Below are 22,778 nucleotides of genomic sequence, written 5' to 3'. Positions count from 1 at the left end.
CGCATCGCGACGGCCCTGAGTGCTGACCCTCTATCTTGGCTCCAGCCTATCAACAGTGAACACTCAATATCTCCAGAATACCGGCGTTATGAGCACTAACACTGTCAGGATTTCCAGTCGTCCCAGCAGCATGCCTACGGTCAATAGCCATTTGGCGGCATCTGGTAGTGATGAGAAATTACCGGCTGGGCCAATGATTGTGCCAAGCCCAGGCCCGACGTTACACACAGCCGTAGCGGCACCGCTCAACGCCGTTGTCCAATCCAGCCCAATCAAACTCAGGCCCAAGGCAATCACAGCAATCGTGATGGTGAAAAAGAATGAGAACGTCAAAAGCGAACGTAAGATCTCTTCGTCGATGGGGTGGCCATTGTACTTTTTCTGAATCACGGCGCGCGGGTGGATCAGTTGCTTCAAACTGCTCACCAACAAAGTTGCCGCCACTTGAAAACGGAAGATTTTAAGACCCCCCGCCGTGGAGCCTGAACAGCCCCCCACAAAGGTCAAATAGAAAAAAAGCAACACGGAGAAACTGCCCCACACGGTGTAATCACCCACGGCGACGCCGGTAGTGGTGACAACCGATGTCACATTCACCGCCACGATACGAAATGCATCCCACCATCCGTAATCGCTGTGAAGACAAAGCCAAGCACCTACCGCCAGCCACGTGAAGACCAAGAACCCTATAAACCCACGAACCTGGTGATCCTTCAGCAGCGCGCGCCGATGGCCGCGTAATGTCGCGACGTATAACGTAAAAGGCAGGCTACCCAGAATCATGATGGCAACTGCCACCCAGTGAATAGCAGGCTGTGTCCAATGCCCAAGCGAGGCGTCCGACGTCGAGAAACCACCGGTAGAGATCAACGACATGGCGTGATTGACGGCATCAAATAGCGTCATCCCGGCAACCCAGAGCGCGAGCGTGCCGACGCCCGTGAGCCCCAAATAGAGAAAAAGAATGTATTTGGCTGCGACATGGGAGCGCGGCGTCACTTTTTCCGACCAGTCTGAAGACTCTGTCTGGAACAGCCGCATGCCCCCTACTCGCAGCAGCGGAAGAATCGCCACGGCCATGCCGATAAAACCGATCCCTCCCAACCAGTGAAGCATCGATCGCCAGATCAACAGCCCTGGCGAGGCTGTGTCCAAACCACTCAACACCGTTGAGCCGGTGGTTGTGATGCCAGACATCGTTTCAAAAAAAGCGTCGGTGTAACTGATGTGACTGATAAACACCATTGGCAACGCCGCAAAGGTACACACTACCACCCAACTGCCGGTCGTCAGCAGGTACATGTCCCTTGGGCGAAGTTGAGCGGTCTCCGGGCGCCCTCGCATGACCAGCAAGAGGCCGCAGATGAACGTAATCAAACTGGACCAAAGAAAGGCGGACAAATCGTCGCTGCGCTCATAGACCACCAAGGTAATCATGGGGATAACCATGCTGATGGCCAACGTAATCAGAAACAGACCTAAGACAAAGCCGATGAGTCGTATTGCCGCGTGGGACATAAACAATAACCTGGCAAGTTAGCGCCGCGCAGTATCGCGGCGCCAAAACGTCTCCACCCGTAATTTTTTCGTAAAATTTCTATGGGCGCTTAGTCGCTTCGTCAACCTTAGCCTATTCCAAAGGTAATCCCCCCTGAAAAAAGCACTCACCAGAAGTAGAATTTTTTCCTAACCGGATCAAGAAAATTTTGCGTGAAAACATCACGTTTTTCAGACAGCCAAATCATCGCCATCCTCAAGCAAGCCGAAGCCGGTAGTCCGGCCCCTAGCTGTGTCGCGAACACGGCATCAGCTCTGCCACCTTTTACAAGTGGCGAACCAAGTTCGGCGGCATGGATGCGTCACTGGTGGCTCGGTTGCGCGAGTTTGAGGAGGAAAACCGGCGCTTTAAGAAGATGTACGCGGAGGAGCGCCTCAAAGCGGAAATCATCCAGGTGCGTCCTGCGAACAGCCCAGCCCCCATGCCTAAGCCCCTTCAATATCCAGCTTCTTCAGCCTGAAACATCTCAATCAGCTTCTGGTTATAGTCATCCAAATAACGTTGAAGACCCTCGCGATCAACCAGCCGCACGGCCGTCGTGCTGGCTAACTCCTTGGCAGATCGGGTGAAATAGGAATTTGTAACCACCATCGCCTCATCACAGCCATAGAACGCCTTGGCGGAAATCGCCTGCTGAACGGCGGAGTTGCCCACAGAACCGGTGTAGTTTTTCGCTTGAATAACCATGTTCTTGCCGAAGCGACTCACAAATAGGTCAGCACCTTGATCCGCTGTTTTTTTGGTTTCCTTGACGTCGTAGCCAATGGTTTGAAAGATCTCAACCAAAAACGCTTCAAACTGGAAACCATCCATTCCGTCGACGAGATACATCGTAATGAAGCGATTGGGGTTGAAGTGCTCGAGCTGACTTGCCAGTCGCTCCACCAAGATATCGAAGTAAATCGTCTCGCACAGGCTAAGACCTTGTCGGAACGCCTGCATCGGTAGCAACGGCGTACCGGCCGTGGAAGTCGCCAGCGGATTGAATTGAATACCGGAATAATCGACCTGGCTCTCCCACAGGTAGTAGTAAAACAGCGCCAGATCCGCTCGAAATGTGGTGCCTGCTTCCTCGATCCATGACCTCAAAGTGTCAGAGAGGTTGGCTTTGATATGCCGGCTAAGCTCTCTGGAAAAGCCCAAATAAACCGAGTTGAACGATGTCGTCAGAAGCAGCTTATCCAAGAGCGAAGGAAGCTGTTCCAGCTCATCAAAGCCTTTGCGAATCAAGACCTCCCGGAACAGTTCCCTCTCCGTATAAACACCATCCATCCTCGGCCCAGGCGCTTCGGCGTCATCACGACCGCTCGTGCCCTCACGCGTGGTGTGAATAAAATTGGTGAAGTACGGCTGCTTCAACTCTGCGTATTTTCTCAACACGTTATTCAGTAAATCGTTGAGTTGGGCCTGTTCCTTCTTTTTGCCCAGAAAGTCTTTGATCAAACCTTTCGACCGGTATTGGAAGTCTGGGTAAAACGAAGGATCTAAAGGAGTGAGATGTCGAGTACTCAATTCAGACGAGGGCGACAACTCAGAGTTCGTACACCACGGGCATGCCGTTTCGAAGGTGGTCCTGTTGCATCCGTTGCACTGGTAAATCATCGAAGTTCATCCCGTTTTTTGGTGGTGAGCTGCATGGCATGTTGAGCGATGAATCGAGCGGCATAGGGACCTTTTTACTGCCCGCAACCAATCATCTGGCCAGTAGGGGTGATCGTACAGACGTTCCCCTCGCTGTCTTCGGTGTGAGCGCCGCTGCTATCACTCCAAGACTTGATTGAATAGCTATTCCCTTCGCTGTCGCTCGACTCGACCACGTGACCATTTGCATAGGGCCGCGTCTCGGTATCCAGGTGATAGGTATTCCCTTCGGTATCCCAGGACTGGGCGTGGATATCGCCATCTGCGTCCGGTTCAACGTCCGAGCAGACCATGTATTCGTCCTCGCCGAAGCACTCAGCATTGACTGTTGAGGACAGCGAAACGCCAAGACATACGATTAAAACCATTCCGATGCATCTCATAACGACCCCCTCTTCAAGTCAGTCAAGCACCGACAGAGAACCGTGCTGCGTCAAGTACCGCCACCGGCGCGAAACCGAGGGTCTTCTTGAAGCTCATGTTGTGAACAAAATTCTTCATGGCGTCAGATGGGTCAATTGCATCGAGGTTGAGCGCGTCCATGGTTGATCGGGAAAACGCGACGCTGAGGATCGGCAGCTCTTGCATATGGCCCGTTGCGCCATTGAGTACATTATCCATTGCCGTGACGATCACAAGATCATCCGGCAGGACCGCCAGCAGCTCCCGCCCTACTCGCAAGGCGCAGCTGCAAACGTAGTCCTGATGAAGGTCATTGAAGCGTCCGATCGGCATGGCCTTGGCCGACAACTTACCGCTTTTCAGAAGTGACTTGATCTCTGTCGGGATGACATCAGAACCATGAATCGAGAGCCGGGACTCGAGGATAGCGTGTTCATGCACCGTCATCTGAATGGCTGAACCGAGCAGCGATATCTCCGTAAAAGGCTCAAACACCTCGATGGCATCGAGCTTTGCCTGACGATCGCCATCGAGAATGCGCTTGGCCAAGTCGCGCTCTTGCATCCATTCCGAATGAGTGTTTTCCCACTCAGTCAGCGCTGCTTGGTAACGATTGCGGTCCTCTGCCTGGCCAGCCTCAACCTTTAGTTGCAGGACCGCTCGTTGGCGAGCATCCAGCTTGAACAATCGGCTCCAGAAACCAGGTCGGTAATCCCTGACATCCTGCACGGCCTCTTGCTCAAAGCGATCATTTTTCTGTGGAGATTTGGGTTCGAGCTTCGAAAGCAAACGGCCCCAGTTGATGGTCTCGCCACACTCTTTATGCATGGACAGAAGGACTTCAAGGTGATTTTCGTAGACATCAACCTCATAGGCTGCTTGTTCAAGCGCCTCCATCCGAGCGTACTCTTTACTTTGACGCTCAAGGTCACGTTGGCGTCGATGGGCATTACGCTCCGATCTTCTGGCTGATGCCTTCAACGAACGAACAGTCCCTTTCCATCCCATACCTAATCTCCATATTCGCCATACAATCCGTAGTGGCACATTAGCATAAGCACCGTTCTACCCAAGATAGGTTCAGGCCTTGCCTTTGAACCTAAGACAAACAACGCGGAGATGGCGAGTGCCGGATTAAGCCCACATCGAATAGTCCGCGCAAATGACTATAGGCCTGTAAATCATGCCAGGCGGTCGGAGATTTCAAGGCCGCTGCGCAGCCCTGCTGCGTTACCCCACTCGTTCGCCCCGTGCCCCTAGCGCGAACAGTCATCGCGTCAGCGATGGCTGGCACCACCTTCCTCCCTTGGGCAGCGCGACAACGTCCAGGTCTGAAGCAGGATTGAGTTCCATACCTTCGACTTTTACCAGGGCATAGCGAAACAGCTGGTTGAACTAGGTTCGGCAATTTTCAGCCATGGTGAAGGCTTTGCGTTGTTCGATGGTGCTGAGGATGGCCAGCAGATCGTGGCGGGTAATGCTTTTGATTTTGCAACAGTGTGCTTTGGCGGCCTTCATTAAGCTCAGGCGACGGAAACTAATCCACTCGTCGTAGACCGCCTGGAAGGTATGTTTTACTTCAGCTTCAGCCTCAAAACGCTGCTGCTCACGATATTCTCGCGGGTTGATATCCTGAGCAAGCAGTTTGCGCGCTTGGTCCCCGCGGGTAAGCGCTTCTTTCAAGCTGACGGCGGGATACATGCCAAAGGACATGCACACTTGTCGGCCGGCCCAATAGTAGCGGAACAACCAGCATTTGCTGCCAGCTGCAGTCACCAAGAGTGACAAGCCGTCAAAGCCGCCGAGCATGTATCGTTTACCCGTAGGCTGGGCGTGCCGAATAGTGAATTCCGAGAGTGCATGGTGAGCTCCTGTTAAAGAGTCAGCACCCGATGCTCGTCCGGTACCCTGAAGTGACCCAGCCCAAATACATTTTCTAGTCGTTCCGTAAAAACTACTTACCAGACTACTTAAACATACCGGATTACCCTGGATCCCAGTAGTTTCCCGCAGAAACGAAAAAAGACGCCTAAGCGTCTATTTCGTGGATCCCAGCGTCCAGTGGACATCTGTGAATCAAATTTTGGAGCGGGAAACGAGACTCGAACTCGCGACCCCGACCTTGGCAAGGTCGTGCTCTACCAACTGAGCTATTCCCGCGTCTTGGTGGTGCGCATTCTATAGAATTATCAGAACCCGTCAACCCCTTGATTCAAAAAAGTTTTATTTCTTTTCCACAGTGGTGCGCAGGTGAGGCCAGGCGGCACGCAAATACTGGAGCATGGACCACAACGTCAGGCCGGCGGCGATCAGCAGCAAGGCGTATCCCGTGAGTACCCAGAAGGAGAAGTCCGACGGGTTCGCCAGCAGGATCACCAGCGCGAGCATTTGCGCAGCGGTTTTCCATTTGCCCATGTTGGAGACGGCCACGTGGGCGCGGGCGCCAATTTCCGCCATCCATTCGCGCAGGGCCGAGACGACGATCTCGCGGCCGATGATCACGGCGGCCGGTAGGGTCAGCCACAGGTTGCCATGCTCCTGCACCAGCAGGACCAGGGCGACCGCTACCATCAGTTTGTCGGCCACCGGGTCCAGGAACGCGCCGAATGGCGTGCTCTGCTCCAGACGGCGGGCCAAGTAGCCGTCGAGCCAGTCGGTTGCGGCGGCGAAGGCAAACACTGAACTGGAGGCGGCATAGCTCCATTCGTACGGCAAATAGAACAACAAAATGAAAATCGGGATAAGCAGGACGCGTAGAACGGTGATCAGATTAGGGATATTCATCGGCACAACTGGCTACGAGGTGAGAAGGCATTCTATTCGCTGTGCAGATTTGCATAAATCAACTCAGCGAGTTTTTTACTGATACCGGGGGCTTTGGCTATTTCGTCAATGCTGGCACGGGATAGCTCCTGCAAGCCACCAAAATGTTTAAGTAGGTCGCGACGACGGGTCGGACCAACGCCTGCCACCCCTTCCAGGGTTGAGGTTCGCCGGGTTTTACCGCGACGGGCGCGGTGGCCGGTAATGGCAAAGCGGTGGGCCTCGTCGCGGATCTGTTGAATCAGGTGCAGTGCAGGTGAGTCGCCCTTTAAAGTGAACTCATGGGCGGCATCATTCAAGTACAACGTCTCGAAACCGGCCTTGCGCGTGGCGCCCTTGGCCACGCCGAGCAGGATCAGGTCGGGCACCGCCAGCTCGTTAAGCACGTCACGGGCCATGGACAGCTGGCCCTTGCCGCCGTCCACCAGCAGGATATCCGGCAGCTTGCCCTCCCCGTCCTTCAATTTGCTAAAGCGCCGTGTGAGGGCCTGGTGCATGGCGGCGTAGTCATCGCCGGCGGTCACGCCTTCGATGTTGTAGCGCCGGTAATCGGATTTGATCGGCCCTTCCGGCCCGAACACCACGCAGGAGGCCACCGTGGCTTCACCGCTGGAGTGGCTGATGTCGTAGCACTCCAGACGCTGAGGTGGCTCGTCCAGGTTGAGGACTTCGGCCAAGGCGTCGAAGCGTGCAGCCACGTGCTGTCGATTCGCCAGACGCGCGCTCAGGGCCTGTTCGGCATTCGTCACCGCCAGTTGCTGCCAGCGGGCACGGGTGCCGCGTACGCGGTGGCTGATGTCCAGCTCGCGGCCGCGCAGCTCGTGGATGGCCTCGATCAGCGTGGGGAAGTCTTCGTGCACCACGTTGACGATCAGCTCAGAGGGCAAGTCGCGCTCGGGGCTGCTGACATAGTACTGACCCAGAAAGGCCGCCATGACTTCAGCCACCTCCTCATCGATGCCCGTCTGTGGGAAGAAGTTCTTGCTGCCCAGCACCCGGCCGCCACGCACGCTGATCAGGTGCACACAGGCGCCGCCCGGGTTGACGAACGCGGCGATCACATCGACATCGCCGGTACCGCCTTCCATGCTCTGCTGGTCCTGTACGCGGCGCAGCAGGGAGATCTGGTCACGCAACTCGGCGGCCCGCTCAAAATCCAAGGTGCTGGCGGCCTGCTCCATGGCGCCGGAGAGTTCGTCGGTGAGCGCATTGCTGCGCCCTTCGAGGAACATCACCGAATGGCGCACATCCTCGGCGTACTCCGCCGGTTCAACCAGGCCCACGCACGGCGCCTTGCAGCGCTTGATCTGGTATTGCAGGCACGGGCGCGTACGGTTCTTGTAGAAGCTGTCTTCGCACTGGCGCACAAAAAAGGTCTTTTGCAGCAGGCTCAAACTCTCCCGGATCGCGCCGGCGCTGGGATAAGGCCCGAAATACTTGCCTTTCTGCTTCTTCGCGCCACGGTGAATGCTCAGGCGCGGGAAGTTGCCGTCGGATAAAAACACGTAAGGGTAGGATTTATCGTCGCGCAGCAGGATGTTGTACGGCGGTCGCCATTCCTTGATCAGCGTCTGCTCAAGCAGCAGCGCCTCGGTTTCATTGGCGGTGATGGTGGTTTCGACTTGGGCGATACGCGCCACCAGCGCGGCCGTTTTCGGCGCCAGGCCGGTCTTGCGAAAGTAGCTCGCCAGGCGGTTCTTCAGGTTCTTGGCTTTGCCCACGTAAAGCAGGCGTGCCTCGCTGTCGAACATGCGGTACACGCCGGGGCGGCCACTGCAGGTTGAGAGAAAGGCACTCGGATCAAACGGTGTGGTCATGTCAGGCGCTGGCGTCCACCATGCCGTGGCGCACCGCGAGCAGGGTCAATTCAACATCACTGCTGATGGCGAGCTTCTCGAAAATGCGATAGCGGTAGGTGTTCACGGTTTTTGGCGACAGGCACAGCTTGTCGGAGATCGTCTGGACCTTCTGGCAACCGACGATCATCAAGGCGATCTGGATTTCCCGCTCCGACAGCGCATCAAACGGCGAGTCACTGGTGGGTTGGAACGACTTGATAGCCAACTGCTGGGCAATCTGCGGGCTGATATAACGCTGGCCGGCAAACACCAGGCGAATGGCTTGCACCATCTCCGCCAGGCCTGCGCCCTTGGTCAGGTAACCCGCCGCCCCGGCCTGCAACAAGCGCGTGGGAAACGGGTCTTCCTCGCACACGGTCACCACCACGACTTTAATGTCCGGATGGCTGCGCAGTAATTTGGTAGTGGCACCAAGACCGCCGATCCCAGGCATCTTGACGTCCATCAAAACCACATCGGGTTTCAACTCCCGGGCCTTGATCAGGGATTCCTCCCCCGACTCGGCCTGACCGACTACTTGCAGGCCATCGATGTCAGCCAGCATTCGTGTAATGCCTGTACGAACGAGATCATGGTCATCGACTACTAGCACCCTAATCAAGCAGACACCTCGCGATATGGTCTTATAGGTTGCTGAACACCTTAGCAAAAAACCAAGGCGCAGACCTAGCTGCAAGCGTCATATATATAGAGTTTGCGCACGCTATCGGTGCCTGGCTTGCGCCAGACAGCCGATTTTACTGAGCAAAAGGTCAGCTTTGCGTGAGAGCCAACTTGTATTTTCCGTTCTGCGACACGGAGTGTTCCGCCAGTGTGGAGGTCAATCGGCGGATAGCGTCCTGATCTTCCTTGAACATCGCCCGGTAGTTTTCCAGGATTTTCTCTTCAAGCTGGCTCAGGTTTTCCAGCTGGATCGGCGTTGGGCTTCCCGTCAGTACATATAAAACATCTACACTACGCTGGGCCACGCGTGACAAGTAGTCCGCCTTGGGTGCGCGGCCACCGCTCTCATACTTGCCTTGGGCGTTTGCTTCAACGCCGCCGATTTCACCAAAAACTTTCTGTGACAGGCCAAGACGTTCTCTTTCCTGCCTTAAGCGCGAACCGATTCCACTCATTTGGATGTATGATCCTGTCTGGCACACCCCAAGAGGTGACACACTCATCTCGTTTTTAAACAAACTTGAACGGTTTTGAACTATGCCCGGTATTCGCACTGCTGCACAAGCCAAGGCTTGGTTGGACCATCAAGGAAAGTCAGTTCAAGCGTTCGCTCGTGAGCACGGCGTCGATCCCGCCACGACGTATCAAGTGCTCGCTGGGCGTAAAAAGGGACGGCGCGGGGAAGCCCATAAGGTGGCAGTCCTGCTGGGCATGAAAGAAGGGATTATCGTGGATGAGCCTGTTGCTCAACACCGCGACGCGCAAGCGGTTACCTGACGGCAGTATGCGCTTATTCATACAGCGTGCCTGTTTTAGTCCGATGGGGTTGCGTGACACTCGCGCTCCATGCGCCAGAAGCAACCCTCCTCCCCAACGATGCTCAAACCCTGGCGCTGATACAGCCTCCTCGCCGGGTTGGTCTTGAACACGGTCAAGCGTAAAAGGCCCAGCCCCTGCGCGCGCGCCTTGATGACCATCTGCTCCAGTACCCAACTGCCTGCGCCTTGCTTACGGCAGCTTTGCAGCAGGTGCAACTCGCGAATATAGAGCGCCTCGCTGTCACGGTTCACGCTGACAAACCCCATCACGCTCTCATCCTTGCAGATCAGCCAACTTTCCCGTCCCGCCCAGCCGGCGTCGAAGCCTCGGTCAGACCAGAACAACCCGTACTGCTGGTAATAACGGCCCATGGCCTCGAGGGTCAGCGTTCGCGCAAATGGCAGATCCTCGCTTGTCGCTGCGCGCAGGTGGAATGTCATTTACAACGCCACCACGTGGCCAGCCCAATGCTCGCCATCGGGGCGGGCAATGACTAACGCGTCGCCGATACCCGGCGCGGCGGCAAGTAAACCGCCGTCGGCAGCCCAAATGGCGCTGCGCCCCGCGCAGGCCCAGCCACCCGATGGGCCGCCATGATTGGCCATCAGCACCAGCAAGCCGTGCTCGGCGGCATAGCCTTGAAGCAGCGCACTGTCGGTGGCGTAACCGCCCTCGCTGATCAGCACACCGGCCGCGTACACATTGGCGCCCGCTTCAACCGCCTGACGCGGATGGCTGGCGTGGGAAAAGTCGGCACAGACTGCCAGCGCGATGCGGTTATCCCCGTATTCGAGGGCTGCGCCGCCCTGCCCCGCGATAAACGCCGCGTCTTCGCCCGGGTGCAAATGCTGCTTGGTATAGACCGCCAGCGAACCGTCCGCGCCCAACACCAGTGCGCCGATCAACACGCCCGTCTGCGGCGCCAAACGAATCGGCATCCCCACCACTGCCGTCAGCCGCAGCGCCCGCGCCATGTCGCGCAGGGGGGCGAGCAGTGCATCCTCGGGGGCAATCGCCAACCCGGCCGCCAGCGTCGGCTCATAGCCGGTCAGCGACAGTTCTGGAAACACCAGCAACTGCACGCCGTGCTCCGCCGCCGCGTGCATGAACGCCAGGTGCCGCAGGATATTGGCCGGCACGTCGCCTGCGACGGAAGTGGTTTGAGCAGCAGCAAGGGCCAAGGCAGTCATGGTCGCGTCCCAGCAATCATTATCTAAGTGTTACCAGCATATCGGCACTCGCCCCATAGCCGTAAGTACCTCACGCGATAGAAATTACTGATTGAACCCACCCGTGTGCCTCTAGTAAGCTCCGCCCATCATTTGGAGAAATACCATGTTGCCACTCACCCCCACTCAGGTTTGCCCTGCTGCCAGCGCCTCGCGCTCGGTGTCGGCTACCCGCGTGAACGGTTCGAGCGCACTGGTCAGCTTTTATTTTGGGTATTGGTTTAGCCACTGGCGCGCCTGATACCTGAAATCGGCGCCCACTACTCAAGGGGTCGCCTACCAGAGAAATCTAACCCCCGGTCGGCTCCCCCCGACCGGGGGTTTTGTTTTTTCAGGCCTTAATCATTTTGCTTCACACCGACTACTAAAAGGACTCACGACATGAACTACGCCACCTATTACCGTTACGACACTTGCACTGCATGGCGATTTAGCAAGCTCCGTTCGGGACAGCCTGCCGCCTCCGATCGGTCACCTATTGGTGGCAAGCCAACACACGCAGCCAATACGGCCAATTGTCGAACACCCCAGTAGGGCAGAGCGTGCGGGAACAGCCCGCCGCTTGCCCAGGAAGCCTTGAATATGAACTCCTCCGTCGCCGCTTTGCCTGTTTGCACCCTTGCCAGCGCCAATGAAGCCCTGACCCAGCGCCTGCCCAGCTCCCTTGAGCTCAAGCACCAACTGCCCCTCAGCCCGTTCCTCAACGAACAGATCCACGCTCATCGCCAAGCCGTGCGCGCCATTCTCAAGGGTGAAGATTCACGCTTGTTGGTGATTGTCGGCCCATGCTCGATCCACGACCCGGAATCGGCCATGGAATACGCGCGCAACCTGAAGAAGCTGGCGCTGGAAGTCAGCGACCAGATGCTGCTGGTGATCCGCGCCTACGTTGAAAAACCACGCACCACCATCGGTTGGAAAGGCCTGGCCTACGACCCGCACCTGGATGGCAGCGATGACATGGCCGCAGGCCTCACGCTGTCGCGCGAGCTGATGCGCGAAATGCTGCGCCTGGGGCTGCCGGTCGCCACTGAGCTGCTGCAACCCATGGCCGCCGGCTACTTCGATGACCTGCTCAGTTGGGTCGCCATCGGCGCACGCACCACCGAGTCGCAGATCCACCGCGAAATGGCCAGCGGCCTGGGCATGCCCGTCGGCTTCAAGAACGGCACCGACGGCGGCGTGGCGATTGCCTGTGACGCGATGCGCTCGGCCTCGCACCCGCACCGCCACTTCGGCGTCGACAGCCAGGGCCACCCGGCGATCATCCAGACCCCGGGCAACCCCGACACGCACCTGGTGCTGCGCGGCGGTCACCGTGGGCCGAACTACGATGCGCAAAGCGTGGCGCAGGTGAAGCACGATTTGGCCAAGTCCAAAGTCGCGCCACGGATCATGGTCGATTGCAGCCACGCCAACAGCGGCAAGGACCCATTGCGTCAACCGGCCGTGTTCAACAACGTGCTGGAACAACGCCTGCAAGGCGACACCTCGCTGATCGGCATGATGCTCGAAAGTCATCTGTTCGAAGGTTGCCAGCCGCTGAGCGCGTCGATGAAATACGGCGTGTCGGTGACAGATGGCTGTCTGGGCTGGGACGGTACCGAGCAGCTGCTGCGCAGCGCGGCCGAGCGGTTGCGGGAATACCGCAGCGCTAACTGACTGGTTGAGATCAACTGTGGGAGCGGGCTTGCTCGCGAATGCGGTGGTTCAGTTGCAAATAAGCTGACTGACCCACCGCATTCGCGAGCAAGCCCGCTCCCACAGTTGATCTCGGTACATCAGCTAGATGTGGTGATGCTCTGCTTTTGCTTCTACCACCTTGATCTGAGGCGCCCCGTTAACCACGCTGGCCGAACGCAGGCTTGAATCCGTGGGTAACCCGGCAGGACGCCGGGTTAGCCGCGATGGGCCAAGGATGGCCCATGGCGGCGGCCCACGGATTCAAGCCTTCGTTCTGGCATGCCGAGCCTAGGCGAGGCACCGAGTGGTGGGGCAAGAGCCCTTTTGGTTACTTTTGGCTGGGCCGGCATTCCGGCTCTTTTCCAAAAGTGACCCGCCGTAAGGGCGGAACCAATAGCCGCCGTTAACGCAGCAACGGATATGCACTCAGAAGCGCAAGCCCAAAGACCGCCATCACAGGCAAGCCCCCCCACATCTGAACATCACCGGACTCAGGAAAGCGGATACAACGCCTCATCAAACTGCTCCAACCTCGGAAACACCAAGGGCTGCTCCTCCGCCAGCCCTTGTAACCGCCCCCCGTACCCCAGCAAAAAATCGCGCCGTGCTTGATCACTGATATACGGCACATGCCACGCCACAAACGGCGCCAGCACTTCATACCCGACATACGCCAGCGTACCGCGCAGAATCGGCCGCAACATGTCCTCCAACGGCCCATGAATCGCGCCCTCGCCGAACATGTGCTCACGCCCGCCCAAGGTCACCGTAACCAACGCGCGCTTGCCCGCCAGCCCGCCCTGATCGTAGAAACGCTTGCCGCCGTAACACACGCCCGACACCAGCACCCGGTCGATCCAGCCCTTAAGCATCGCCGGCGCCGAGAACCAGAAAATCGGGAAGTTGAGGATCAGCAAATCGGCCCACAGCAACTTGTCCAACTCGCCCTGGATATCCGCCGCAATCGACTGCTTCTTCACACCCAGCCGCTGCTCCAGGGCATACACCAGATAGTCGGGATTCTCCCGCGTGGAAAAATCCGCCGCCGACGCCACGGGGTTCCACTGCATGGCGTACAAATCGCTGACTTGCACTTCGTGCCCCTGCCCTTGCAACGTGGCGATAGCCTGGTCGCGCAAGGCGGCGGTAAACGACTGCGGCTCAGGGTGAGCGTGAACAATCAAAACCTTCATGTGAACTCCTCAAACAGTGGGCGCCGCCCGTTGGGCCAGCAAGTGATCGAGCCAGTCCGGGTCCATTTCCGGCTCCGATGAAAACAGCAGGCCGGTGTAGTCCTGGTACGGCGGGGTAAAAATCGCGCTGCGGCTGCCCTGGTCGACCACCCTGCCCCGCTGCATCACCACCACCTCATCGGCAATCGCGCGCACGGTGGCGACGTCGTGGGTGATAAACAGGTAGGCCACGCCCAGTTGCTGCTGGAGGCGGTTGAGCAACTTCAGCACGCCTTCGGCCACCAGTTGATCGAGGGCCGAGGTGACTTCGTCGCAGATGATCAACTGCGGGTCGGCCGCCAGCGCGCGGGCGATGCAGATGCGCTGCTTCTGCCCGCCAGACAACTCGCGAGGTTGGCGCTCCATGAAAACCGCCGGGTCCAGCTCGATCATCTCCAGCAATTCGGCAACCCGCGCGCGCATCGCCTTACCTTTGAGGCCCAGGTAAAACGTCAGCGGCCGGCCGATGATGTCGACGATGCGCTGGCGCGGGTTCAGCGCCGTGTCGGGGATCTGGTAGATCATCTGGATGCGCCGCAACTGCTCCTTGCTGCGCCGTCGAAAGTCCACTGGCAGCGCTTCGCCGTCATACAACACCTGCCCCGCCGTCGCCGGCAACAACCCGGTAATCAGGCGCGCGGTAGAGCTTTTGCCGCTGCCGGATTCGCCAATCACCGCCAGGGTTTGGCCGCGATACAGCTGCATCGACACGTCATGCAGCACCGGTTGATGCCCATAACTGGCACACACTTGGCGCACTTCCAGCAGCGGCACGTCCTGGGTCGGGCACGCCTTGGGCTCAGTACGGAAGCTACGCACCGCCCACAGCGATTTGGTGTAGTCCTGCTGCGGCTGGCTGAGCATGCTGCGGGTGTCAGCCTCTTCGACCCGCTTGCCGTGGCGCAGCACCATGATGCGGTCGGCCATCTGCGCGACCACCGCCAAATCGTGGCTGATATACAGCGCGGCGCTGCCGAAGGTTTTCACCGCATCACGAATCGCAGCCAGCACTTCAATCTGGGTGGTCACGTCGAGGGCGGTGGTGGGCTCATCGAAGATGATCAGGTCCGGGTGACAGGCCATCGCCATCGCCGTCATCACTCGCTGCAATTGCCCGCCTGAAACTTGATGGGGATAGCGTTGGCCAATGGTTTCGGGATTGGGCAGGCGCAGCACGCGGTACAACTCCACCGCTTCGCGCTCGGCCTGGGCGCGGCTGATACCGCCGTTGATCACCGCCGTTTCCACATGCTGGTCGATCAGCCGATGCGCCGGGTTGAAGGACGCCGCCGCGCTTTGCGCCACATAGGCAATGCGCAGGCCACGCAATTTACGCAGGGCCTCGGGCTTGGCCTGCAACAACTGAATGCCGTCAAAACACACCGAGCCCCCGACAATGCGGCAGCCATCGCGCGCATAGCCCATCGCCGCCAGGCCGAGGGTGGATTTACCCGCGCCCGACTCGCCGATCAGCCCCAGCACCTCGCCGCGCTGCAAGGTCAGGTCGATGCCCTTGATCAGCGGGTGCCAGGCGTCTTCGTAATGCCCTTCGACCTGCAGGTTGCGGATTTCCAGCAAGGGCTTGTCCATCCTCAACACTCCTTCAGGCCGCTGGATTTATGCAGCATCCAGTCGACGACAAAATTCACGCTGACCGTAATCAACGCCACCGCCAGCGCCGGCAGCAACGGGCTGATATCGCCGAAGGTGATCAACACCGCGTTGTCGCGCACCATGCTGCCCCAGTCGGCGGTGGGCGGTTGAATGCCCAGGCCCAGGAACGACAATGCGCTGATAAACAGGAACACAAAGCAGAAACGTAGGCCAAATTCAGCAATCAACGGCGCGGCAGCGTTGGGCAGTACTTCACGGCTGACCAACCACCACAAACCTTCGCCACGCAAGCGCGCCGCCTCGACAAAGTCCTGCACCACCACGGTCATTGCCACGGCGCGGGACAGGCGAAACACGCGCGTCGAATCCAGCAGCGCAATCACCAATACCAATGAGGTGGCGTTGGTGCCCACCACGCTGAGGATCAGCAGGGCAAAAATCAGCTGCGGGATCGCCATCAGAATATCCACCACCCGCGACAAACCCTGGTCGATCCAGCCGCCCTTGATTGCCGCGACCAAGCCGCTCAAGCCGCCGAGCAGAAACGCCAGCGTGGTGGTCAGGAAAGCGATCCCCAGCGTGTTGCGTGCGCCGTACACCAGGCGACTGAACATATCGCGGCCCAGGTTATCGGTGCCCAACAAAAACTGGCGGCTCCAAGGCGCGAAGCCTTCGCCCACCACCTGGGTTTCGCCATACGGCGCCAGCAGCGGCGCGAACAGCGCCACCGCGATGTACAACACAATGATCAGCAGGCCGAACTTGGCGCTCAACGGCGCCTTGGCCACGTGGCTCAACAGGCTCATGGTCTACCCCTTGGGATGCATCAGGCGTGGGTTGCTGGCGATGGACAGCACGTCCGCGGTGGTATTGAGCAGGATGTAAGTGGCGGCAAAAATCAGGCTGCACGCCTGCACCACCGGGATGTCGCGCTTGGACACCGAGTCCACCAACAATTGCCCCAGCCCTGGATAGACAAACACCACTTCAACCACCACCACGCCCACCACCAGGTACGCCAGGTTCAGTGCAACCACGTTGACAATCGGCGCCAGCGCATTGGGCAACGCGTGCCGCCAGATAATCCGCGACTGGCTGATACCCTTGAGCCGGGCCATCTCGATGTAGGGGCTGGCCAGCAGGTTGATCAGCGAGGCGCGAGTCATGCGCATCATCTGCGCGATCACCACCAGGCTCAGCGTCGCGACCGGCAATACCGAGCGCACAAGGACCGTGCCGAACGACGCATCCGGCGCCAGGTTGGACAGGCTGGGAAACCAGCCGAGCTTCACCGAAAACACCAGGATCAGCAGGTAGGCAACAAAGAACTCCGGGAACGACACGGCGCTCAAGGCCGTGGTGTTGAGCAGGCGATCAAACCAGCTGTTGCGGTACAACGCCGCGAGCATGCCCAGCACCAGCGCGGTGGGCACTGAAACCAGTGCCGCCAGCGCAGCCAGGCTCAGCGTATTGCCCAACCGCGCACCGATCAGCTCGGCGATAGGCCGCTGGTTGGCCAGTGAAGCGCCCAGGTCGCCGTGCAGCAGGCGCAGCAGCCATTGCGCAAAGCGCGTGAGCGGCGGCAAATCCAGGCCCAGCTGCGCGCGAAACGCCGCCACGGTTTCCGGCGTGGCCGACTGGCCGAGCATGGCCTGGGCGATATCGCCCGGCAGCATGCCCACGGCGAGGAAGATGATCACCGAGACCGCGAGCAACGACAACACGCCGAGGGCCAGGCGTTGGAGGATTAGTTTGAGCAGACTATTCATGGACGATTCTCATGCGGTGGATACGCTCCTTGAAACTGCACTTATCTGATGTGGGAGCTGGCTTGCCTGCGATGGCGGCCTGGAGATCTGCCGTGATGGGACGGGCCTCATCGCAGGCAAGCCAGCGCCCACATTGGATGTTCATTGGCTGGGCGATCTCTAGGCCTGCCACCACCGCTCGATCAACCGCAACCCATCCAACTCACCATACGGCGCCGTCAGCGGCCCATGGTTGACGCGGTTCGAACGCGCCGCCACGGAGCTGGCAAACAACGGCACAATCGCGCCGCCATCGTCCCGGCACAGCGCCTGCATTTCGTTGTACATCTCTTGGCGCAGCGGCGCGTTCATCTCGCCACGGGCGGCGGTGAGCAGTTGGTTGAAGCGTGCGTTGTCCCAATGGGTTTCGTTCCAGGCCGCGCCTTTGGCGTAGCCGATGCTGAACATTCGGTCGGCCGTCAGGCTGCTGTACCAGAACGAGGTGGTGAACGGCTGCTTCATCCACACATTGGAGAAGTAGCCGTCGGCCGGTTCGCGCACCACGTCGATGTCGATACCGGCCTGGCGAGCCTGTTCCTTGAACAGCACCGAGGCGTCCACCGCGCCGGTGTAGGCGGCGTCGGAGGCTTGCAGGCGCACCTTGAGCGACTCCACCCCTGCCTTGCGCAGGTAGAAGCGCGACTTGTCCGGGTCGTAGCTGCGCTGCTCCAGCGCGGCGTTGATAAAGCGGCTGCCCGGCTGGATCGGGTGGTCGTTGCCCACCAGGCCATAGCCGTACAGCACCGACGCCAGCAGGCTTTCGCGATTGACGGCGTGCTTCATCGCCATGCGAATGTCGTTGTTCTTGAATTCGTTGCTGTCGCACAGCATCGGGAAGGTGTAGTGCTGGGCGCCCTTGGTTTCTTCAATCACCAAGCCTGGATTGCGCTTGAGCAAGGCCACGGTTTTCAGGTCGACTTTGTTGATCACATCGACTTGCCCGGTGACCAGCGCATTGACCCGCGCGGCGCCATCGGCGATGGCGAGCAACTCGGCACTGGCAAAGTGCGCGCGGCCGGGTTTCCAGTAATCGGGGTTGCGCTCCAGGTCCATGCGCACGCCGGGTTCGAAGCTTTTCAGGCGATAGCCACTGGTGCCCACGCCGGCCTGCCAATCGGCGGCGCCGTCTTTGGCGGGCATGATCACCAAGTGGTAATCGGCGACTACATAGGCAAAATCCGCATTGCCTGAATGCAGCTCGAACACCACCGCATCATTGCCCTTGGCGCTGACGCTGGCGACATCGCCGAGCACGGTCTTGGCCGCTGAGGTGGAGTCCTTGCTCAGGTGGTGATTGATCGACACCACCACGTCATCAGCCGTCAGGCTTTTGCCGTTGTGGAACGTCACGCCCTGGCGCAGATGAAAGGTCCACACGCGCGCGTCCGGGGTGGATTCAAAGCGTTCGGCCAGTTCGGGGATCGCGCTGCCGTCCACGGCGATTTCCGTCAGCGTGTTGTACACCGCCGAGAAGCCGACGAAGGTGAAGGTGTCGACCCAGGAACCTGGGTCGCGTGAGTCGGTGGTGCTGCCGCCGGCCAGGCCCAGGCGCAGCACGCCACCCGGCTTGGGCGCCGCGTCTGCGGCGAAAGCGTGCATAGGCAAGCCCATGGAAAACGCTGCCGCCACCGCGCCGGCCACGGCGCTGTGTTTGAGGAAATCCCGTCGGTGCATCGCTTGAGTCATTTTGTTGTTGTTTTCGCTCACGGTCTTGCTCCTCTAAAGATCAACAGGCACAGGCATGTTTCAGCTCGATCAAGGTCACGCCATTGCGTTTGAAGCCGTTGCGCAAGTCCGTCTGCAATTCATCCAGGTTCTTTGGCTGGTTCACGGTGCACCCGAACGCCTGGGCCAACAGCGCGAAGTCCGGGTTGCGCGGCAGCACGCCGATAGGCTCGATGTCCAGGCTGAGCATGTCGTCGCGGATCTGGCCGAGGGCGTCGTTGTTCCACAGCAGCACCACCAACGGGCTGTCCAGCTCCTCCACGGCGGTGGCCAGTTCCTGGGCGGTGTAGAGGAACCCGCCGTCGCCCACCAGCACCAGGCCCGGGCGCTGCGGTGCGCCGAACTTGGCGCCAATGCCGGCGGGCAGGCCGTAACCCAAGGTGCCGTAGCCGGTGGGGTGCAGCCAGCTGCGCGGGGCGCGGCTTGGGTAGGCGTAGTTGCCGGTGTAGGCCAGCTGGGTCATGTCGCTGCTGATGAAGGCGTTGGCCGGCAGTTCGGCCTGGATGCGGTCGAGAATGGCTTGGTGGATCGACTGCAATGGGCCGTGCCCCTGCTCAACGGCCTGCAGCAGCGCGGCGACTTTTTCGCTCGCGGCTTCAGGGTTGCGCGGCGTCGTTGGCAAGCGTGCAAGCAACGCCAGCACGGTGTGAACGGCATCACCGTGCAGCGCCACCGTGCAGGGGTAAAAATCATTGAATTTGCGTGGGTCGATATCCACTCGCAGCAGTTCGCCGTTAATCGGCAGGCGCTCGCGCCAATAATCGGTGTCGGCCATTTCCGTCCCCACCGCCAGCACCACATCTGCCTCGCTGATCAACTGCCAGCCGGGCTCGACGCAGAGGGTTGCACCGGCGTTCAGCGGGTCATCCATCGCCAGTAAACCCTTGCCCGCGACGCTGGTGAAAAACGGCGCCGCCAGTTGCCTGCTCAAACACTGCAAGGCCTCCCCCGCCGCCAGCGCACCACCGCCGGCAATGATCATCGGGCGCTTGGCCGAGGCGAGTTTCGCCGCCGCCTGATCCAGCACCTCGGCCGCTGGCAAACCACGCCCAGCACCGCGTACCACTTCATTACTCCAGTCCCTTTCGATCGGTGCCGCCAACACATCCAGCGGCACCGAAATATGCACCGGCCGTGGCCGCTCGCTGTCGAACACCGCGTAGGCACGGGCGACCAGCTCGGGTAAATCCTCGGTACTCAAGGCCACGGCCGAAAACGCAGTGATGGGCGCAGTGATCGAGCGCTGATCCTGAGTCTCATGCAGGATGCCCCAACCCATTCCGAGGCTGGCAATGTGATTGACACTGGAGATCACCAGCATCGGGATCGAGTCGGCATACGCCTGGCCGATGGCGGTAGCGGCGTTGGTCACACCGGGGCCGGTGATCACAAAGCACACGCCCGGTTTGCCGCTGACCCGCGCATAGCCGTCGGCCATAAACCCGGCGCCCTGTTCGTGGCGTGTGAGCACATGGCGAATGCCGCTGCCGGGCAAGCCGCGATACAGCTCCAGGGTATGCACGCCGGGAATGCCGAACACTGTGTCGACCCCATAGTTAGCCAGTAAGCGCACCAAGGCCTGGCCGCCCGTCATCGTTTTATCCTGCATAACCCTCTCCTAAACGAATCAACGCATCGACCGCCGTGGCGCCGCGGGCATTGACCAACAATGGGTTCACATCCAGTTCCAGCAACTGCTCAGCGTTGGCGCACGCGTAGTCGGCCACGGCGCGGATCGCCGCGACCAAGGCGTCCATATCCGCCACTTCACGCCCGCGAAAGCCTTGCAGCAAGGCGGCGCTGCGCAGGCTGAGCAAGGCGTTGCGAATCGCACCGTCGGTGGTCGGCAGCAACAGGCTACGGCTGTCCTTGAGCAATTCCACGAGGATGCCGCCAGCGCCCATCACCAACGCCAGGCCGAAGTCGTTCTCACGCTTGATGCCCACGATCAACTCGGCCAAAGGTGGCGCCGCCATGGACTCCAGCAACAATTGATCGAAGACCACACCCGGCGCGTGCACCGCAATTTTGCGCCGCATTTGCTCGAGCGCGGCCGTCAGGGCGAAGCCATCTTGCAGGTTCAACGCGACGGCATCGGCTTCGGTTTTATGCGGCAAGTCGGCGCTGACAGCCTTGAGCACTAACGGGTAGCCCAACAGCTTGGCATCCGCAATCGCCCGCCCCGGCGTACTCAAGACGCCGGCTGGGGTGCTCAGGCCAAAGGCGCGCAAGGCTTGTTTGGACGCCCACTCATCCAGAGCCTGGGCTTGGCCCCCAAGGGTCTTGGGGCAGAACGGCTCAAGGACCGACTCGCCGCGCTCGAGCAATACGCGACGATTGTTTTGGTAATCGGCAATCCGCCCCCACGCCGCCAGCGCATCCTCCACGCCTTGCAGCGCGGCAATGCCGTGGGCGTGCAGATGTTCGCGGGCGTGGCGCGGCAGTAACTCGGGAAAGGCCGAGGTGACAAAGCCGGTCTTGCCATGGCGGCTGAGTGCGTTGCAGAACAGCTCCAGCAGCACGTCGCATTCCTTGCGCTCGCCGGTAAATTCAGCCGGGTAATCGAGCACCAGCATGGCCGCGTCCGCGTCAGTGCGCAGGGCCGTGTCGAGCATGCGGTTGAGCGCTTCGCGGTCGCCCCAGATGGCGGTGGTGAAGTCGAGCGGGTTGACCAAGTTGGCGTAGCTGGGCAGCACCTGTGCCAGCTCGCCGCGCTGGTCTTCATCCAGCTTTGGCAGGGCCAGATGGTTGCGCTCGGCGTAGTCAGCAATCAGCCCCGCGTCACCACCGGAGCAGGCCAACGCCATGAGGCGATTGCCCGCCGGCAGATTGCCGCACGCGGCCGCTTTCAGGGTTTCGACAAAACTCACCGGGCCGCTGACGCGGATTACCCCCAAGCGCGCAAACAGGCTGTCGTAGAGCGCATCGGAGCCCGAGAGCGAACTGGTGTGACTCAACGCCAGTTCGGCACCGATCTGCGACACGCCGGTTTTCAGCGCGATGATCGGGATGCCCTTTTCCAAAGCCTTGTGCGCCGCGCGAGCAAACCCCGGCACATTCTTCAGGCCTTCCAAGTGCAGGCCGATGGCGGTGACGCGCGGCTCATCGAGCAACACATCCATCAATTCGGCAACGCCCAGTTGCGCCTGGTTGCCCACCGACGCCATGTAGGCCACCGGCAACGAGCGGTCGCTCATCGACAGGTTGTAGGCGAAGTTGCCGCTCTGGGTCAGCACTGCCACGCCCTTCTCCACCGCTTTGCCGCCGTGGGCCACCGGCCATAGCGACGAACTGTGAAGGTAATCGAGCAGGCCGTAGCAGTTGGGGCCGAGCAACGCCATGTCGCCTGCCGCCTTCAGTAACTGCTGTTGCAAAGCCGCGCCGCCAGCACCGGTTTCGGCAAACCCCGAGGCGTAGCAAATTGCGCCGCCGGTGCCGATGGCGGCGAGTTCCGCCACGCAGGTCAGCGTCAGCTCACGGTTGGTGGCGATAAACACCGCATCCGGGCCGCACGGTAAATCGGCGATGCGGCGCACACACGGGATACCGTCGAGGCTGTCGTGCTGCGGGTTGACCAGCCACAGTTGCCCGGTAAAACCGCCGTCGGCGCAGCGCTTGAGCGCGCGTGCCATGCTGCGCCCGCCGACGAAGGCCAAGTGCCGGGGCGCCAGCAGGCGTTTGAGGTTGTCGCGAATAGCCTGGGACATAAGCGTTCTCCGCGC

20 protein-coding genes, 1 tRNA gene and 1 pseudogene are annotated in these 22,778 nt (G+C 59.8%); 3 read left to right on the top strand and 19 right to left on the bottom strand.

The window, feature by feature from the left end; all coding sequences use genetic code 11:
- Positions 1-63 precede the first annotated feature (63 nt).
- Positions 64-1,518, bottom strand: coding sequence for a TrkH family potassium uptake protein (locus KZH41_RS11990; RefSeq protein WP_094952068.1), 1,455 nt, complete (start codon positions 1,516-1,518; stop codon positions 64-66).
- Positions 1,519-1,710: 192 nt separating this feature from the next.
- Here KZH41_RS11990 and KZH41_RS11985 point away from each other — a divergent pair.
- A pseudogene (locus tag KZH41_RS11985) lies at positions 1,711-1,952 on the top strand (transposase); the annotation flags it as partial.
- Between the two features lie 41 nt (positions 1,953-1,993).
- Here the strand turns inward: KZH41_RS11985 and KZH41_RS11980 are convergent.
- The 9 genes from KZH41_RS11980 to KZH41_RS11940 all read right to left on the bottom strand — a co-directional run bounded on the left by KZH41_RS11980 (position 1,994) and on the right by KZH41_RS11940 (position 9,401).
- On the bottom strand, positions 1,994-3,160 hold the full coding sequence (locus KZH41_RS11980) for a restriction endonuclease (RefSeq protein WP_263274870.1): 1,167 nt from the start codon (positions 3,158-3,160) through the stop codon (positions 1,994-1,996).
- A 74-nt stretch (positions 3,161-3,234) separates the two neighbouring features.
- The gene (locus KZH41_RS11975; protein ID WP_094952066.1) at positions 3,235-3,567 is read right to left on the bottom strand and encodes a hypothetical protein; all 333 of its coding nucleotides are present in this window, start codon (positions 3,565-3,567) and stop codon (positions 3,235-3,237) included.
- Between the two features lie 37 nt (positions 3,568-3,604).
- On the bottom strand, positions 3,605-4,498 hold the full coding sequence (locus KZH41_RS11970; protein ID WP_242155491.1) for a hypothetical protein: 894 nt from the start codon (positions 4,496-4,498) through the stop codon (positions 3,605-3,607).
- A 498-nt stretch (positions 4,499-4,996) separates the two neighbouring features.
- Positions 4,997-5,443, bottom strand: coding sequence for an integrase arm-type DNA-binding domain-containing protein (locus KZH41_RS11965; RefSeq protein WP_256589284.1), 447 nt, complete (start codon positions 5,441-5,443; stop codon positions 4,997-4,999).
- A 242-nt stretch (positions 5,444-5,685) separates the two neighbouring features.
- Positions 5,686-5,761 (bottom strand) — tRNA-Gly (locus KZH41_RS11960).
- Between the two features lie 63 nt (positions 5,762-5,824).
- Positions 5,825-6,385, bottom strand: a complete 561-nt coding sequence (gene pgsA / locus KZH41_RS11955; protein WP_003232771.1) for a CDP-diacylglycerol--glycerol-3-phosphate 3-phosphatidyltransferase — start codon at positions 6,383-6,385, stop codon at positions 5,825-5,827.
- A gap of 32 nt (positions 6,386-6,417) precedes the next feature.
- Complete coding sequence (uvrC, locus tag KZH41_RS11950; RefSeq protein WP_177017687.1) at positions 6,418-8,241, bottom strand: excinuclease ABC subunit UvrC; 1,824 nt, start codon at positions 8,239-8,241, stop codon at positions 6,418-6,420.
- 1 nt (position 8,242) lies between these two features.
- Positions 8,243-8,884 (bottom strand): UvrY/SirA/GacA family response regulator transcription factor, encoded by a 642-nt coding sequence (gene uvrY / locus KZH41_RS11945; RefSeq protein WP_003190387.1) that lies wholly within the window; start codon positions 8,882-8,884, stop codon positions 8,243-8,245.
- A gap of 151 nt (positions 8,885-9,035) precedes the next feature.
- Positions 9,036-9,401, bottom strand: coding sequence for a helix-turn-helix domain-containing protein (locus KZH41_RS11940; protein ID WP_263274869.1), 366 nt, complete (start codon positions 9,399-9,401; stop codon positions 9,036-9,038).
- 82 nt (positions 9,402-9,483) lie between these two features.
- Between KZH41_RS11940 and KZH41_RS11935 the strand changes: the two genes are divergently transcribed.
- Entirely contained in the window at positions 9,484-9,723 is a 240-nt protein-coding gene (locus KZH41_RS11935) for a DNA-binding protein (protein WP_094953693.1), read from the top strand.
- Positions 9,724-9,758: 35 nt separating this feature from the next.
- Here KZH41_RS11935 and KZH41_RS11930 read toward each other — a convergent pair whose 3' ends face one another.
- Both KZH41_RS11930 and KZH41_RS11925 read right to left on the bottom strand, forming a co-directional pair.
- The gene (locus tag KZH41_RS11930) at positions 9,759-10,205 is read right to left on the bottom strand and encodes a GNAT family N-acetyltransferase (protein WP_094953692.1); all 447 of its coding nucleotides are present in this window, start codon (positions 10,203-10,205) and stop codon (positions 9,759-9,761) included.
- Positions 10,206-10,955: a carbon-nitrogen hydrolase family protein gene (locus tag KZH41_RS11925; protein WP_263274868.1), complete on the bottom strand. Its 750-nt coding sequence runs from the start codon at positions 10,953-10,955 to the stop codon at positions 10,206-10,208.
- Between the two features lie 621 nt (positions 10,956-11,576).
- Here KZH41_RS11925 and KZH41_RS11920 point away from each other — a divergent pair.
- Positions 11,577-12,656, top strand: a complete 1,080-nt coding sequence (locus tag KZH41_RS11920) for a 3-deoxy-7-phosphoheptulonate synthase (protein ID WP_263274867.1) — start codon at positions 11,577-11,579, stop codon at positions 12,654-12,656.
- Between the two features lie 512 nt (positions 12,657-13,168).
- On the opposite strand, the gene KZH41_RS11915 is transcribed toward KZH41_RS11920, so the two are convergent.
- From KZH41_RS11915 to KZH41_RS11885, 7 genes are all read right to left on the bottom strand, one after another.
- A complete protein-coding gene (locus KZH41_RS11915) occupies positions 13,169-13,870 on the bottom strand; it encodes an NAD(P)H-dependent oxidoreductase (RefSeq protein ID WP_242155487.1) in 702 nt (233 codons plus the stop codon).
- A gap of 9 nt (positions 13,871-13,879) precedes the next feature.
- The gene (locus KZH41_RS11910; RefSeq protein WP_263274866.1) at positions 13,880-15,499 is read right to left on the bottom strand and encodes an ABC transporter ATP-binding protein; all 1,620 of its coding nucleotides are present in this window, start codon (positions 15,497-15,499) and stop codon (positions 13,880-13,882) included.
- Between the two features lie 2 nt (positions 15,500-15,501).
- Entirely contained in the window at positions 15,502-16,329 is an 828-nt protein-coding gene (locus KZH41_RS11905; protein ID WP_094952821.1) for an ABC transporter permease, read from the bottom strand.
- A gap of 3 nt (positions 16,330-16,332) precedes the next feature.
- The gene (locus KZH41_RS11900) at positions 16,333-17,292 is read right to left on the bottom strand and encodes an ABC transporter permease (RefSeq protein WP_263274865.1); all 960 of its coding nucleotides are present in this window, start codon (positions 17,290-17,292) and stop codon (positions 16,333-16,335) included.
- A gap of 159 nt (positions 17,293-17,451) precedes the next feature.
- A complete protein-coding gene (locus tag KZH41_RS11895) occupies positions 17,452-19,038 on the bottom strand; it encodes an ABC transporter substrate-binding protein (RefSeq protein ID WP_094952819.1) in 1,587 nt (528 codons plus the stop codon).
- Between the two features lie 19 nt (positions 19,039-19,057).
- A complete protein-coding gene (locus KZH41_RS11890) occupies positions 19,058-20,665 on the bottom strand; it encodes a 5-guanidino-2-oxopentanoate decarboxylase (protein ID WP_094952818.1) in 1,608 nt (535 codons plus the stop codon).
- Complete coding sequence (locus KZH41_RS11885; RefSeq protein WP_263274864.1) at positions 20,655-22,763, bottom strand: acetate--CoA ligase family protein; 2,109 nt, start codon at positions 22,761-22,763, stop codon at positions 20,655-20,657. Before KZH41_RS11885 ends, KZH41_RS11890 begins: the two co-directional genes overlap by 11 nt.
- Positions 22,764-22,778: the final 15 nt, after the last annotated feature.

It is taken from the genome of Pseudomonas sp. YeP6b, assembly GCF_025642995.1.
In the GTDB taxonomy this organism is placed as follows: Bacteria; Pseudomonadota; Gammaproteobacteria; order Pseudomonadales; family Pseudomonadaceae; genus Aquipseudomonas.
Note: the sequence above shows the minus strand (reverse complement) of the source record. Positions and strands in the feature narration are given on the sequence as shown.

Coding starts and splice junctions, on each gene's coding strand:
- KZH41_RS11925 (WP_263274868.1), bottom strand. CDS start 10,955: ATGACTGCCTTGGCCCTTGCTGCTGCTCAAACCACTTCCGTCGCAGGC.
- KZH41_RS11970 (WP_242155491.1), bottom strand. CDS start 4,498: ATGGAGGCGCTTGAACAAGCAGCCTATGAGGTTGATGTCTACGAAAAT.
- KZH41_RS11900 (WP_263274865.1), bottom strand. CDS start 17,292: ATGAATAGTCTGCTCAAACTAATCCTCCAACGCCTGGCCCTCGGCGTG.
- KZH41_RS11935 (WP_094953693.1), top strand. CDS start 9,484: ATGCCCGGTATTCGCACTGCTGCACAAGCCAAGGCTTGGTTGGACCAT.
- KZH41_RS11990 (WP_094952068.1), bottom strand. CDS start 1,518: ATGTCCCACGCGGCAATACGACTCATCGGCTTTGTCTTAGGTCTGTTT.
- KZH41_RS11940 (WP_263274869.1), bottom strand. CDS start 9,401: ATGAGTGGAATCGGTTCGCGCTTAAGGCAGGAAAGAGAACGTCTTGGC.
- KZH41_RS11905 (WP_094952821.1), bottom strand. CDS start 16,329: ATGAGCCTGTTGAGCCACGTGGCCAAGGCGCCGTTGAGCGCCAAGTTC.
- KZH41_RS11910 (WP_263274866.1), bottom strand. CDS start 15,499: ATGGACAAGCCCTTGCTGGAAATCCGCAACCTGCAGGTCGAAGGGCAT.
- KZH41_RS11885 (WP_263274864.1), bottom strand. CDS start 22,763: ATGTCCCAGGCTATTCGCGACAACCTCAAACGCCTGCTGGCGCCCCGG.
- KZH41_RS11980 (WP_263274870.1), bottom strand. CDS start 3,160: ATGATTTACCAGTGCAACGGATGCAACAGGACCACCTTCGAAACGGCA.
- KZH41_RS11920 (WP_263274867.1), top strand. CDS start 11,577: ATGAACTCCTCCGTCGCCGCTTTGCCTGTTTGCACCCTTGCCAGCGCC.
- KZH41_RS11915 (WP_242155487.1), bottom strand. CDS start 13,870: ATGAAGGTTTTGATTGTTCACGCTCACCCTGAGCCGCAGTCGTTTACC.
- KZH41_RS11930 (WP_094953692.1), bottom strand. CDS start 10,205: ATGACATTCCACCTGCGCGCAGCGACAAGCGAGGATCTGCCATTTGCG.
- KZH41_RS11890 (WP_094952818.1), bottom strand. CDS start 20,665: ATGCAGGATAAAACGATGACGGGCGGCCAGGCCTTGGTGCGCTTACTG.
- pgsA (WP_003232771.1), bottom strand. CDS start 6,385: ATGAATATCCCTAATCTGATCACCGTTCTACGCGTCCTGCTTATCCCG.
- KZH41_RS11975 (WP_094952066.1), bottom strand. CDS start 3,567: ATGGTTTTAATCGTATGTCTTGGCGTTTCGCTGTCCTCAACAGTCAAT.
- uvrC (WP_177017687.1), bottom strand. CDS start 8,241: ATGACCACACCGTTTGATCCGAGTGCCTTTCTCTCAACCTGCAGTGGC.